The organism is Paraburkholderia sp. SG-MS1, from assembly GCF_012275575.1.
GTDB lineage: Bacteria > Pseudomonadota > Gammaproteobacteria > Burkholderiales > Burkholderiaceae > Paraburkholderia.
Genome location: NZ_NPIH01000276.1, coordinates 1 through 13,281 on the forward strand (window position 1 = coordinate 1; position 13,281 = coordinate 13,281).

Genomic DNA, 13,281 nt, shown 5'->3' on the forward strand with positions numbered 1-13,281 from the left:
AGGTCCGCGATGTTCTGCTGTGTCAACTGCGGCGTCGAGTGAACCGCGCGCGGCTTGGCACCGTCGGCCGCGGTCGTGCCGCCGGCGTCGGTCTGCCCCTGACCCATCGGCAATTCTTCGTCGATGTTGCCCTGGTAGGCCGCGGGCAGATCGTTGAAGGCCTGGGCGGTCGCGCCCGACGCAGCCGTCGGGAACAGCGCGAACGACGGGTTCTGCGTCACCTGGCTGGCGTCGCCGCCGGTGCTCGGATACCAGTACTCCGGATTCGTGTCGCGCGTGTTGTAGAAATTCAGCACCTGCACGAGCGAGTGGAACACACCGTTGTGGAAGAACACGCTGCGTGTCGCGACGTTGCGCAGCGTCGGCACCTTGAAACGGCCGCAATACGGATCGGGGACAGTGACGCCGGTGAACGAATCCGGGCCCGAGCCGCTGCTAGCCGTGCCGGGTGTGTGGATGTTGTTCAGCGGGCCGCACAAGCCCATGTCGTAATACGACGCGTCGTTGTTGCTCGGGATCGGATCGGGGTTGTCCCAGATCTGCTTGTCGTTGCGCGGCGCGCCGATCGCCTGATACGTGAAGTCGGTCATGAGCCCGACCGAGCCGTTGAAGTTCGCGCCGGCATAGTGGCACGCGACGCATCCCGCACCGTGATCGGTGTCGTTGAACAGCTGCAGGCCGCGCATTTCCGCGGCCGTCAGCGTACCGCCCACCTTGTTGGACAGATACAGGTCGAACTTGCTCGCGTAGGGCTGGAAGCTCGGATCTTCCTGCTGGTACGCCTGCAACGCGAGACCGACGTCGTTGAAGGTGGCATTCGCGTCGGAGAACACGTTCGCGCCGAACGCCTGCTGGAACAGCGCCGCGTACGACGCGCCCTTCACGGTCTGCACGACGGCGGCCGGTGACGCGTTGTTCATCTCGAGCGGATTGAGCAGCGGCAGGGCCGTCTGCGTGGCGAGCGTCGTCGCGCGACCGTCCAGCATGAAGCCGCCGCCTGGTGCGTTCTGCGTGATGCCATCGGGGTTGTCGGCGACGTCGTTGTAGGGCGGCGTCATCGATTTGTAGCGCAGCGAAGGCACCGCGCGCTGGCCTTCCAGCGATGGATCGGAGCCGAGCTGCACAGACAGGCTGTTGGGCGGCCCATACGCATATTGAGGGCTGTGGCAGCTCGCGCAGGACATGTTCTTGCCGCCGGACAGATTCTGGTCGAAGAACAACTGCTGCCCGACCTGCGCCGCCGCGCTGAGCTTGACCGTGGCGGGGGGCGCCACGCTGCCGCCCGAAGCCGGCGGGTTCGAGCCGCTGCTGCTAGTGGTACTACTGCTGCTGTCGCTGCCACCGCCGCCGCAGGCGGTCAATATGAAGGAGAGCGCGCAGATCACGCCCACGGAGATTTTTCGCATATTAGTTTTTTTGCCTGAATCCGATTGCCGGGCGGTCCTGGCAGGGCCGAAGGGCCCCCTGGCAATGGGACGGACAGAACGGAAACTGCCGGGCCGCGAAAAACGCGGCCCGGCAGGGAGCAATTACGCACTTGCCGATGCGGGAGGCGATCCATTGCCTCCGAGCTGCGCACTTACTTGGCGAGGGCCCACACGTTGGCCTGGGTTGCGTCCGGACCCGCTTTACGCGAAGCCAGCGACGTGCTCGTCACGTCAACCGGGTTCAGCTTCTGCGTGTAGGTTGCAGGCGTGATGTAGGCATGGTTCATCGGACGCACGGAGTCGAGGTGCGTATCGGCGCTGCCCGCGAGTTCCGGCAGGTTCAGGATGTTGCTCGCGATGAACGACTCCGTGTACTTCGCGCGAGCGAGGTACGTTTGCGGCTGAACCGGGTCGGCGATCTGGAACATGTCCTGCAACGTGCGCACCAGCGAGAAGTGGCTGTACTCGTCGCTGTCGACAACGTTCGCGTTAGCCTGGTTCGTCGCCACACCGAAGACCGAGTTGCCGTGACCGTGATTGCCGGCGTTGTACAGCGTCGTCGTCGTCGGCGTGAACTTGCCGTTGGCGAACGTCAGCGGTGCCTGGTTCACGTTCGACGTCACCGGGTTCCAGCCGCAGCACGAGGTGGAGCTACCTTCACCTTCGTCGAACATCACGACGATCGCCACCTTGCGTTGCTTGTTGGTCCACAGCGGGGACGCCTGGATCTTGGCAACCACCTGACGCACGTAGTCGTCACCACGCTGAACGATCTGCGTGCTGCCACCAGAGCAGGACGGATCGCTGCCCGTGCCGTGCATGTCATCGCACTGGTCCGGCATGATGAAGTTCACGTTGCCCACGTCGCCGAGCGCGAGGTCGGTGCTGAACTGGTCGAAGTTGAAACCGGTCGGGACCTTGTAGGCCGTCGTCTTCGCCCAGTCGGCGGCGGTGTACTGCGTGCCGAAGATGGTGCGGTTGTCGGCGTAGAACTCAGGCAGATTGCGCGTCTGCTGATAGGCCATGCCAGGGTGGTGCTTGGTCTTGTACAGCGCGCCCGGCACCGTGAAGGCCGTCCCGTTGCCGCCCGGGCCCTTGAAGGTGTCCGAGATGGCAGCGTCGGCAATACTGTCCGAGCGCGGGTCCTGGCCCGGGTTCATCGATTCGCTGTAGCTGCGCCACGTCATGCCGGCTTGCGAAAGCAGCGTGAAGAGGCTCGGAGCCGAAACGTTGTGGTTGGCGATCGCGCCAGGCGTCATACAGGCCGCGCTCGTCACGGCCGTGAGGTGAGCCGTGTCCTGCGGGGGCAGTGCGCCGACCGCGACGAGCGGCTGGCCGTCCGAAGCCGTGCCGCCGGCAAACGGCTTGTCCGTCGGCGCGTTGGTGCCGCTCGTGCCTGCGCCGCAGCCCCACCAGTTGTCGTCCACGATACCCCAGTCGTCCGCGCCGCCGAGTGCCGTGTAGTTCGGCTCGCTCGGGTTGCCGGTCGAGTAGTAGGTCGTGAACTGGTTGTTGGCGGTCAGGAACTGGTTGATGAACGGAGCGTTCGTCGAATCGAGAATCCCCGGCGTACCCGGCGTCGGGCCCACGCTGTGGTTCTCGAGCATGATCACGAACACATTGTCGTAACGCGGAATGCCTTCGACGTTGAACGCGGCCTGCTGTGCCTGCGCGAACGTAACGGGCGCCTGCTGCACGGTCGGCTTCACGACGGTTGCGGCGCTCACGCCTGTTGCGCTGACCAGCGACGGATCGCCACCCGGCACGGCGAGGTTGTCGGGGAACAGGTCGCCGCGATCGAGCTTGGTCGTCGCGTACGTGTAGCGGTTCGCGAGCTGGTTCTCTTCGAACAGCACGGACTGCTGCTCTGCGCCCGAGAGCTTGTTGACGTCGCCGAGCACGTCGGCTGCAGACACCGTCACCGACGACGCGCCGAGCGCCGGCGTGCTCATGCGCGCGGCCAGGTTGGCCTTCTCGGCCGCGTAGGTCGTGCCGTTCGCTTCGACGAGACGCTGCACTTCGCTCGACATCGGACTGATCACGACGCTCGTCGCGCCCTGGTCGGTGATCTGCGCCGCCGAGGCGCGCAGGATCAGGTGGCTCGGGACTGCTGCGCCGGTCGCCGTGTTAGTGGCCTTGGTGCTCACGTCGGCGATCAACTGGCCGGTGGCGCTGGTTTGCAGCGAGAAGTGACCGTTGCTGTCCGTCGTCGCGGTAACTTCGGAAGCATCGCACTTGCCATTGCCGTTTGCGTCGACGCAAACCGTGGCGCCGGCGTAGTAGCCTGCCTTGATGGTCGGATTGCCGCTCGTGTTGCCCGGCACGAAGCCAGCGGCTGCAACGACACCGGAGACCGTCGGCGTCGTAGCCGGCGGCGGGTTGCTGGCGGTAGGCGAGTTGTCGCTATTGCCGCCGCAGGCCGCCAGTACGCAGGCTGCCGCGATCGACGTGAGAAGAGGAGTAGTACGTTTTATTGGATTGGCCGACATTGTGGGGTGCCCCTGTAGGTTGCATGTACTGCTTCTTTTTTGCGCCTTCCATCTATGCAGGCGACAGGGGATTATCGGATCGGCGTATTTATCTTCAGTGAAGGGAAACTTTCATTACATTTACTTTCATAGAATATTTATCTCGGAAGCAGATCGACGTTTTTCATCAAACTGAAATCTGGCTATGAGCGGAAAACTGCTGTCGACTCTGATTGGGAACATGACCCGGACAAATCTCACGGCGCAGATCAACATGGCCTTGGCGATGCGGCGGGCAGAATGATTCGATGGGACGTAGTTCGTATACGGAGAGCAAACCCGCCGACCACTGCGCCGGCCAACACCGTCACGCCCGGTCATGACGATGCGCCATTGCGCCTCGCTGCTTCGATTGCCGGCGAGGGAACCGATAGTACACGCCTCCGGTTGCCCTGCCAGACGCGCATGGCGACCGCGGGGCTGAGCAGCGACGACGGTGGCATCATCAGGTTGACAACCTTCAGAAACGACGTCGCCAGCGTGCTGTCGCGTGTCGCGGCAAGGTGAAGCTTGCCAATGTACCAGTTGATGAAACGCAGCATGAGCGGGCGGGCGCCCTCGACTAGCGGATGGCGGAGGTCGTTGCCGACCGCAATGTCCCAGGGAATATCGACGATCTTCGCGGCCGCCCGGAAGAATCGACGCGCAAGATCGTTCGAACCCGGCTGCAGGCACCGCTGCAGCGCCAGTGCTTCCTCTGCCGCAACCGTCATGCCCTGCCCGTAGACAGGATTGAAGCTGCAGATGGCATCACCGAAAACGAGGTAATTCTCAGGGAAACGTGCAAGCTTCTCGTACCGCCGACGCAGGTTGGAGGCGTAGCGGTAGCGCCTGTAATCGCTTAGAGGCTCCGCGCTTGCGACGACGTCGTGAATCTCCATGGTCGGCAACGTCGCCAGATATGCGAGAAATCCTTCGTCATCATCGGGCGCATCGTCGCCAAGATAACCGCCGGCACTGACGATCCAGCTGTCGCTTTCCTGCGCGAGCATCACGCCGTTGCGCCAATGCGGCGCACTACCGGCGATAACGATACCTTGCTTGCCATCGAGATCCGTCGGCCGGCGTCGATAGGTACGAGTCATGTAGCTGATGCCGATCTCGACCTTCTCGTTGGCGGGAGGTGGGTAGCCCAACTCTTCCAGCCACGCCGCACTCGAAGCGCCACGACCAGTCGCATCGACGACAAGGTCCGCGTTGACGGTCTCTTCTGGCTTGCCCTCGATATACGTGCGCACACCGGTCACGCGCCTGCGAACGGGGTCGGTCGCAAGACCCCGCACGGTGCAATTGTCGATGGCGCGCACGTTCGGCAACCTCATGAGCCGTCGGCGCAGATGACCTTCGAGCACGGGACGGCTTGCAAGCAAACCGATCAGGTCGCTCGCGCCGTTAGCAAGCCTGACGTTGCGGCCTATCCAGACCACATCGTTGGCGACGTCACCGATCAAGCCGCCGCTTTGCGCAATGACCTCACTGTTATATCCGGGGAAGAATTCCTCGAGCACCGCGCTGCCGCGCGCAAGGAGCCCATGCGTATGACGGCCCTGTGGCACACCCTTGCGCGGCGTGTCTGCGGCCGGAAACGCATCGCGTTCGAGCACGGTGACGATGGTGTAGAAATCCGACAGCACGCGGGCAGCCAGCAGTCCGCTCATGCCGGCGCCGATCACGATTGCATGTTCACCCAGTTTCTTCATGTCAATCCTCCGGTTCAATCCGTCGCAACGGCTCCAGCGACCCTCGTTTGCAGGGAATGGTAGGATTGGCTCGTCCCCTGAGCGTCCCCTCGACGCCGTCATTGAGGGTCGCCTCGCCATGGCTCTATTCAGCGTGCGGACGCTTGGATTTCCGGAGATCCGCCGGGATCACCGGCTGTGCCAGCTGCCCTTGCGCAAAGGGCTGGCTCTGTTGGTCTATTTGGCCGAAGCGGGGGGGTCAGTCGGGCGCGACGTCCTTGCCGCCATGTTGTGGCCGGAAGGCTGTGAAGAGGTTGTTCGGGCGCGGCTGCGGCGTCTGTTGCATCGCCTCCAGCACGCGCTCGGCGACGACACGCTCACCATAGATCGGTCTACGGTTAGATGGTCTGCAGCGATCACGCTGCAGGTGGATTCCCAACTGTTTGAGCAAGCCTGCGACCGCGGCGAGTTCGAGCGGGCGTGCCACCATTATCCCGGCGACTTTCTCGATGGTTTTGCGCCGGGCGACTGCCCGCAGTTTGACGAGTGGGCTTTTTTTCGCCGGGAGGCTTTGCGCGGCCGGATGATTCAAGCGCTCGAGCGGGTGGTGCAAGACAAGAACGTAGCGGGGGACTACGCGGCCGCGGCCGCGCACGCCGGCCGTCTTGTTGAGCTCGACCCGCTCAGCGAAGTGTACGGCCGGCACCTCATCCGCAACCTTCTGCTCGCCGGAGACCGGGCCACGGCCCAGCGGCACCTTGAGGCTCTGACGCAGCGCCTTCGTGACGAGCTGAACGTGGCCCCCGAACCGGAAACCGCCGCGCTGCTCGATGCCCGCGCAACGTTGCGCATCGAGGACCCGCCGTCGACGCGTTATGTCAGCAGTGGCGGCGTCCATCTCGCATTTCAGACCTATGGTGCCGGCCGCATTGATATTCTGGTGCTGCCCGGTTTCGTGTCGCACGTCGAACGGGTGTGGGAGGAGCCCCGGTGCCGGGCGTTCCTGTCTTCCCTCGCCGGGATGGGCCGTCTCATCCTGCTCGATCGTCGCGGCGTCGGGCTTTCCGACCGGGTCGGCTTCCATCCCAACGTCGACGCGACCGCGCGGGACATCGGCACCGTGCTAGACGCCGCTGGCAGCCGTCAGGTCGTGTTGTTCGGCGCATCAGAGGGCGGCCCGGCATGCATCAGGTTTGCCGTTGATCACCCCAATCGCGTTGCCGGTCTCATTCTGTTCGCCTCGCTGGCGAAGGGAAGCGCAACGCACGACTATCTCCACGCCCTCCAGGCGAGTCAGTATGACATGTGGCTGCAGCAGCTCGTCGCGGTGTGGGGCGGCCCTGCAGGCATTGAGACGTTCGCACCGAGCCTGTCCGGCGATCCTCAGGCGAGAGCCTGGTGGGCAGGCTTGCTTCGCGCCGCGTCGAGCCCGGGAGCCATCAAGGGAGTGCTCGAGGCGTTGCGCGACATGGATGTGCGACATCTCCTCGGCCGAATTTCCATGCCGACCCTGGTGCTGCATCGTCACGCCGACCGCGCCGTTCGCATCGGCGCCGGCCGGCATCTCGCCAGTCACATCGCGCAAGCGCGATTCGTCGAACTCGACGGCGCCGATCACTGGCCCTTCGCGGGCGATCAGCAACCCGTTCTGGACGGGATCAAACAATTTGTCGGCGGTCTCGCGGAGCAACTGTGACCGGGAGATGCTGCACAACTCGGCTTGGGTCAGACAGAAAATGCCCCCGTCCAGACCATGGCACAGTGTCCGCGATGCACCCTGAACTGTGTGACGTTTTGATGAAGCGCGCTGAAAAATCGCCCCACGCACTCCTCGTCGGCACAACATCTCCGCACCACGGCTGTTCTGCATTAGGATTTCGTTATCTGAAGCACTTGCCCTAAACGCTGGCGCATCGACCGCGCCCCGAAATACCACGAACAGTAGTGGGAGTCCGGTTTGAAGAAGCGCGCCACCGTGATCTGCCGCCGAGGTAAGCGAATTCTCCTCGTCGCACGAAATCAATCGAAATGGGCCTTGCCGGGCGGGATTCTCAAGCACGGCGAACACCTGTCAGACGCCGCGCTTCGAGAGCTCAAGGAGGAGACGCGTCTCTCTGGCAAATCAGCCAAATATCTCTTTCAGTATCGCGGCGCACAGAAGCACCATCACGTCTTTTTCTGTGACGTCTCAAAGCGAGCCACTGCCCGGGCGAACAATGAAATCTCCAGATGCCGCTGGGTTCATCTTGACGACATTCCACTGCTTCCGACTAGCGCTCCGACGAAAGTCATCGTCAAGGTCCTCGGTGAAAAACGCAACGGTTCCCGGCGCAAGTGAGGCGATCGCAATCCCCTGAGAATTCAGGCTTCGCAAAATTTTCTCGGCGGTCAAGCCGATCTTTGCGGCTAACGTGCCTTGTGTTGCCAACGTATCCATCATTCATCGAGAAGTACCGGTTGAAGCCTGGCGATATCGTGCTGGCGGTCAACCGCAAGCCCATGACGAAGCTCGCGCAGATGGCTGGGCCGATTTGCGAGCCGCATGGCAATGTGGCCCTGCTGGTGCAACGTGCGACGACGCGGCTCTTCCTGACGGGTGGCCCGTGAGCAAATGCCGAGGCGGGCGCTATGCGCGTTATCGTGATGCGAGACCTGGTCGCCGTAGTGTGCTGGCGGCCTTGCGCTTTTTAGCTTCCGCTTTTCTGCAGACGTCGAGCAGCAACCATCGGGCGACGGTTTCGGGGCGGTCCATGCCGCAATGCGCCGTACGGATGTCCAGGCCGAAGTACACGATGACCGTGCCGTCCAGCACGCGGTACGAACCGTTATAAAAATTGCCGTCGAGCTCGACCGTGAGCGGTCGTTTTTCTTCGTATAGAGCTACAGCCACGTCAATCAAGCCAATTCATAAAATGAAAACTTAGCCGTTCAATTAACGTCGGTCAATTCAATATACTTTTTGATGCAATTTAGTTAGCCAATAATGCCTTCCCGCGATGCGCGGATCACTTGCTTCACAACATCGCGGATGACTCGCCTTCTGTCACAAAAGCCCCATAGCATGGCCATCATGTGAAATTAAAGGGGCAACGATGGCTATCGAAATTCGTGCGTATCTATCGCCGACGCTGGTTTTGTTGGCTTTCAATTGGGACGAAGGAAAAACCCGTGCGGACTTTCTGGGTTTCGCGATAAAGCGAGAACCGGGTTTCTGGTCGGCGGATGGCAAAACCCGCGCGCCGGAAAGCTGGCTGCCCAATCGCCTGACTTTCGATGGCCCGGTCCAGGCTGGTCAGCCGGATGCGCCGTCGAACGCCGCGCCGATTCAGAAATTTATGTGGTGGGATGCCCGCATCGACGAGGCGGACCGCGGGCAGACGTTCACCTACACGGCGTATCCGGTGGTGGGCAGCACGAAGGCGCCGGATTTGCTGGACGCGCAACAGGCGCAGACAAAGATCACCCTGCCCCAGCATATCGAGGACGGTATCGGCACATGGTTCAACCGGGCGGTGGTCAGTTCTCAGGCGTTCTCGCGCAAGGTGAAGGCGATGGGTCTCGATCCGGCGCAAGCGCCGCCCGCCGCGAAAGCGCTTGAACTGCGCCGCTGGTTGGCGAACGATCTGGAGAGCAGTTTTGCCGCGGTGTTCGACGGTGCGACGCGCGCCGTGTCGGCGGTCTACCATCTCACCGATACGCTGTGGGTGATCCCCGCGTTGAAGAAATTCGCGCAGGCTCAAGCGCCGCACGCGACAGCGGTGGTGTACGACGCCCACACCGGCGCGGCCACCCGAAGTCATCCGGCAACGCCGTCGCCGAACCAGCCAGCGGTCGACGAACTCGGCGGGATCGTCGATTTTCATCCGCGCAAGGCGACGAACATCATGCACGACAAGTTCATCGTTACTGACGCGCCAAATGCGAAGTCAGCCGATAAAGGCAAACCCACCCGTCTGCTCACCGGTTCGGCCAATTTCACCACCGAAGGTCTGACGGAGCAGGCCAACCTTCTGCATGTACTCGATTCGCCTGAACTTGCGCAGTTGTACAGCGACCGTGCCGCTGCGATTTCGTCGGACCCGACGCTCGCCGCGACCGCGCAACTCTCGCATGGCTGGAGCGACACGGTCAAAGTGGGCAGCGCATCGGTGCGGGCCTCGTTTTCGCCTGAGCCCGCGGCGCAGCGCACGCAGATCGACACTATCGTCGAGGCAATCGGCAAGGCCGAGCATTCGGTACTTTTCTGTCTGTTCTCGCCGACCGACGCGCCCTTGCGCGACGCCTGTTTTGCAGCAGGCGACAAGGGCCTGATGATGTTCGGCCTCGTCAACGCGATCTCGGCGCACGCGGCGACCACCGCCGAAGAAAAGGAAGAGAACGGCGAGCAACTGAATGCGACCGAATTGACCAGCATCGCGCTCTATCACCGCAACCAGCACAACCGGGATGTGGTGGACGGCGAGTACTTTTCCACCGCGACGGTGCCGGAAGGCTTCGACGTCGAGATGCAACTCTTTCCGGGCGAAAAGCGTCCGCCGTATCCGCCGGTCATCATTCACCACAAGTTTCTGGTGATCGACGCGGAAGGAGAGAACCCGATCGTGTACACCGGTTCAGCCAACATGAGCAACAACTCCGAGCATAAGAACGACGAGAACCTGCTTGAAATCAGGGACCGTCGCGTTGCGGCAATTTATCTGGCCGAGTTCCTGCGGCTGTACGAGCATTACCGTGCCCGCGCCCTGGCGATCAAGGCGGCCGTGAAAAAGACTCCCAAGGTAACGCTCGCGCTTGAGCCGGACCGGCATTGGGCGGATAAATATTATGTGGACGGCAGTCCCGAATCGAAGGCGCGGATTGCGCTTGCGGCGGAACCGGCGGGCTGACTCATTCGGTAAGTCTGGTGGGCGATTAGATGCACGTCACGATCTGCTCGCTTGCCTGCAGGTGGCGCTCGCCCTGCGCGTGGTCGTGAAATCCGACTGAAGACCTCTGATCGATCGCGGCTACTTTGTTTTTAGTTATTCTGACACTTCGAAGCACCTGGCCACTCGGCGACGCCACCAGATTTTCGTGACGTACCGGGCCCGATTTTTCATGGCGCCCCGTACCCTACCCGCTGGGGACGGAGTGAGCGGCGCGCAAGGCCTCGTCTGCGACAGCCAGACGGGACGCCATCACCTTGACGACAAAGCGATTAATTTGCTGCAGGGTCACAGGGTCGTCGCGTTCGAGCGCCTGCAACGACTCGAGCGTCAAACGCAGGACGCGTGCGGGACCCTCTGCGAGCACATCCGCGCTGCGCGCCTGCTGCGTGTACACCGCCATCTCGCCGACGATCGTACCCGGCCCGAACGAGCGCAACCTGAGACTGCGCCCATCGGCAAGCGGCAGTGAGACGGTGACACGGCCGCTCTCGACAAAGTACATGGCGTCCCCCGGCTCGCCGCGACGGAAAACCGGCTGGCCCGCGCCAAGCTCACGCGCTTCCAGGAGGGTCAGCAGCCTTGCGAGCGCGGGTGACGTGAAATGCGGCGCGAGCATCATGTGGAAATCCTCTTCGGCGCGAGGCAACGCGCGCGAATCCGAGGCGAGAAGCGTATCTTCGATCCATTCCAATCCCGCATCCAGCGTAGGGAACTCGTGGATCCGGAGATTCAGCGTACCGGTCTTCATGAGTAGTTCACGCGAGCGTATCGGCAACCCCGTCAGCACCAGGTCCGCATCAGTCGTTGCGCACAACTGCCAGAGCTTGACGAAGCTAACCGATACCGATGCGTCCATGCCGTTAGTCGACGCGAAGTCGAGCACGACGAAGCGAACGGACCCCGGCCCGCGCGTGACCAACCGTTCCCGCACGCGCTGCAAGATCGAATTGGCCGTACCAAAGAAAAGAAATCCCTGCAGACACGTTCCGCAGACCTGTGCACCGAGTTCGTAAAGCCGTTCGGTGGCCTCGATACTGCGTTCGACAGTCGATGTGCGCGTGCTGCCGTCGAACTCCATACGAACGCAGCTGACGCGGCCGTACAGCAACGCGAACATCACACATGCGGCGATTACTCCGGCCACCACCCCAGTGACGACGCCATAGAACGCAATCGCGCCCAGAATCAGCGGTATAAGCAGGTACTCATGCCAGTTGAGCTTGCGAAAAGCGCTGACTAGCCACTGGATCAACAGACGCACTCCCATGAATAGCTGCAGCCCGACCAGCACCGGTACGGGAAATAGCGCCACCAGGTCCGGTGAGACGACCAGCACGAACAGGCAGGCAAGGGCAGCGAAGACGCCGGCCAGACGACTTGTCGCGCCAGCGCGTGCATTGAGCATTGATCGATTGAACGACTGGTAGCCGACCATTCCGCCTAACATCCCGCTCGCGATGTTGGCGATGCCGGCCGCACGCATCTCGCGGTTCAGATCGATATCTTCACCCGTGGCTGCGCCTATCGCAGTCGAATTCATCAGGATCGAGATCGCCGAGATCGACGTCACGGCGAGGGTCTCCGGCAAGTGCGCACCGATTGCCGGCCAGTCGACCCCGCCGTGCACGAGCGATGCCGGCAAATGCAACTCGGGAATTCGCATGGCGTCCGGCGCCACGCGCGGAAGCAGCAATTGCGTGTCGCGCGCGTCGTCGATCGACAGGCCGGCGGCAAAGAGGAGCACGTAAAACAGGGCGACGCCGAGTGCAAGCGTGATGGGCAGTGCCGCAGCGTGCTTCCAGGTGCGCGACAGAAGCGTGGCTGACGCGCACACGAGTAAAGCCGGTGTCCAGACCAGCCAGCTCAGGTGCATCACCAGCGCCAAGGAGTGCCAGTTCAAGGGCTCACCGGTCACTACCCGACACGCGCCGGCCAGCAGGAGGTAGCCAGTCCCGGCAAGGAAGCCGCCTACGACGGGGTAAGGCAGGAATTGCAGCGAACGGCCGCGCCTGGACGACCCGAGCGCATACAGAATGATGCCCGTCACCACCGAACACAACGCGATGGCGATCAGCACCGTCAGCAGGATTGTTTGCGGTGTTCCGCCGTCAGCCCGCACGCTGCTCGCGACGCCGGCCGCCACACCGGCAAGAAACGCTGTCGCGTTGCCGTCGGGTCCGGCGATGTTCATGCGCATCGAACTCATCAAGGCGATCACGAGTGCGGTCACCACGCAACTGATGAGGGCGGTGGGCACCCCAAGCCCGGCGTAACGGGCGAGATCCGCGCTAAAGATCATGGTGCCGAGACTCATTGCATAGCAGAGCATGACCAGCATCGACACCGTGCCCGCCGCCAGATCTCCGGCCAAGGCCCGGATGCGTAGCCCGAAGCGGGAACCGGGTGAGGAACCTGACATAGCTGGCTTCACAGTATTTCCCCGTTAGAGCGGATCCAGTCTCGCCTGGACTGTGCGGTTCGCGCGGCGCGCCGCGGCTGTGCCGTGTTCGAACGTCACCTATCGTTTCGCATGACGAAGGACCGCATGTTGTGTTCGCCTCTTCGCGCGACAACGTGCCCGACTCGTCGTGCAGTATCCGTCGTGGCCTCAACCAGTGTCAAACGCAGGGCGGAATCTGCACCCTCCGCCTCGCTCATGCACGGTATCCGTCTCCTTCGCGCTGGACGTACACTGTGTTCTGATCGGGAGTACTTTCAA

The 13,281-nt window shown here is 62.5% G+C and carries 9 protein-coding genes; 4 read left to right on the plus strand and 5 right to left on the minus strand.

Annotated features, from left to right (window positions below):
- The 3 genes from CIC12_RS28680 to CIC12_RS28690 form a co-directional block, all read right to left on the minus strand.
- Window positions 1-1,406: cytochrome-c peroxidase (locus CIC12_RS28680; protein WP_168669276.1), on the minus strand; the 1,406-nt coding region annotated here is incomplete at its 3' end.
- Between the two features lie 173 nt (window positions 1,407-1,579).
- The gene (locus CIC12_RS28685) at window positions 1,580-3,916 is read right to left on the minus strand and encodes an alkaline phosphatase family protein (protein WP_168669278.1); all 2,337 of its coding nucleotides are present in this window, start codon (window positions 3,914-3,916) and stop codon (window positions 1,580-1,582) included.
- 356 nt (window positions 3,917-4,272) lie between these two features.
- Entirely contained in the window at window positions 4,273-5,655 is a 1,383-nt protein-coding gene (locus CIC12_RS28690) for a monooxygenase (RefSeq protein WP_168669451.1), read from the minus strand.
- 118 nt (window positions 5,656-5,773) lie between these two features.
- Between CIC12_RS28690 and CIC12_RS28695 the strand changes: the two genes are divergently transcribed.
- The 3 genes from CIC12_RS28695 to CIC12_RS28705 all read left to right on the plus strand — a co-directional run bounded on the left by CIC12_RS28695 (window position 5,774) and on the right by CIC12_RS28705 (window position 8,241).
- Window positions 5,774-7,330, plus strand: a complete 1,557-nt coding sequence (locus CIC12_RS28695; RefSeq protein ID WP_168669280.1) for an alpha/beta fold hydrolase — start codon at window positions 5,774-5,776, stop codon at window positions 7,328-7,330.
- Between the two features lie 261 nt (window positions 7,331-7,591).
- Window positions 7,592-7,972, plus strand: coding sequence for an NUDIX hydrolase (locus tag CIC12_RS28700; protein ID WP_168669282.1), 381 nt, complete (start codon window positions 7,592-7,594; stop codon window positions 7,970-7,972).
- An 83-nt stretch (window positions 7,973-8,055) separates the two neighbouring features.
- Window positions 8,056-8,241: a hypothetical protein gene (locus CIC12_RS28705; protein ID WP_168669284.1), complete on the plus strand. Its 186-nt coding sequence runs from the start codon at window positions 8,056-8,058 to the stop codon at window positions 8,239-8,241.
- Window positions 8,242-8,269: 28 nt separating this feature from the next.
- Here the strand turns inward: CIC12_RS28705 and CIC12_RS28710 are convergent, their stop codons facing one another.
- The gene (locus CIC12_RS28710; protein ID WP_168669453.1) at window positions 8,270-8,524 is read right to left on the minus strand and encodes a hypothetical protein; all 255 of its coding nucleotides are present in this window, start codon (window positions 8,522-8,524) and stop codon (window positions 8,270-8,272) included.
- Window positions 8,525-8,726: 202 nt separating this feature from the next.
- On the opposite strand from CIC12_RS28710, the gene CIC12_RS28715 reads away from it, so the two are divergent.
- Window positions 8,727-10,520, plus strand: a complete 1,794-nt coding sequence (locus CIC12_RS28715; protein WP_168669286.1) for a phospholipase D-like domain-containing protein — start codon at window positions 8,727-8,729, stop codon at window positions 10,518-10,520.
- 226 nt (window positions 10,521-10,746) lie between these two features.
- Here the strand turns inward: CIC12_RS28715 and CIC12_RS28720 are convergent, their stop codons facing one another.
- A complete protein-coding gene (locus CIC12_RS28720) occupies window positions 10,747-12,981 on the minus strand; it encodes a SulP family inorganic anion transporter (protein WP_168669288.1) in 2,235 nt (744 codons plus the stop codon).
- Window positions 12,982-13,281: the final 300 nt, after the last annotated feature.

What these genes read in the sequence shown, in the direction of transcription:
- CIC12_RS28690 (WP_168669451.1), bottom strand. Translation starts at nt 5,655, where the DNA reads ATGAAGAAACTGGGTGAACATGCAATCGTGATCGGCGCCGGCATGAGC.
- CIC12_RS28715 (WP_168669286.1), top strand. Translation starts at nt 8,727, where the DNA reads ATGGCTATCGAAATTCGTGCGTATCTATCGCCGACGCTGGTTTTGTTG.
- CIC12_RS28685 (WP_168669278.1), bottom strand. Translation starts at nt 3,916, where the DNA reads ATGTCGGCCAATCCAATAAAACGTACTACTCCTCTTCTCACGTCGATC.
- CIC12_RS28695 (WP_168669280.1), top strand. Translation starts at nt 5,774, where the DNA reads ATGGCTCTATTCAGCGTGCGGACGCTTGGATTTCCGGAGATCCGCCGG.
- CIC12_RS28720 (WP_168669288.1), bottom strand. Translation starts at nt 12,981, where the DNA reads ATGTCAGGTTCCTCACCCGGTTCCCGCTTCGGGCTACGCATCCGGGCC.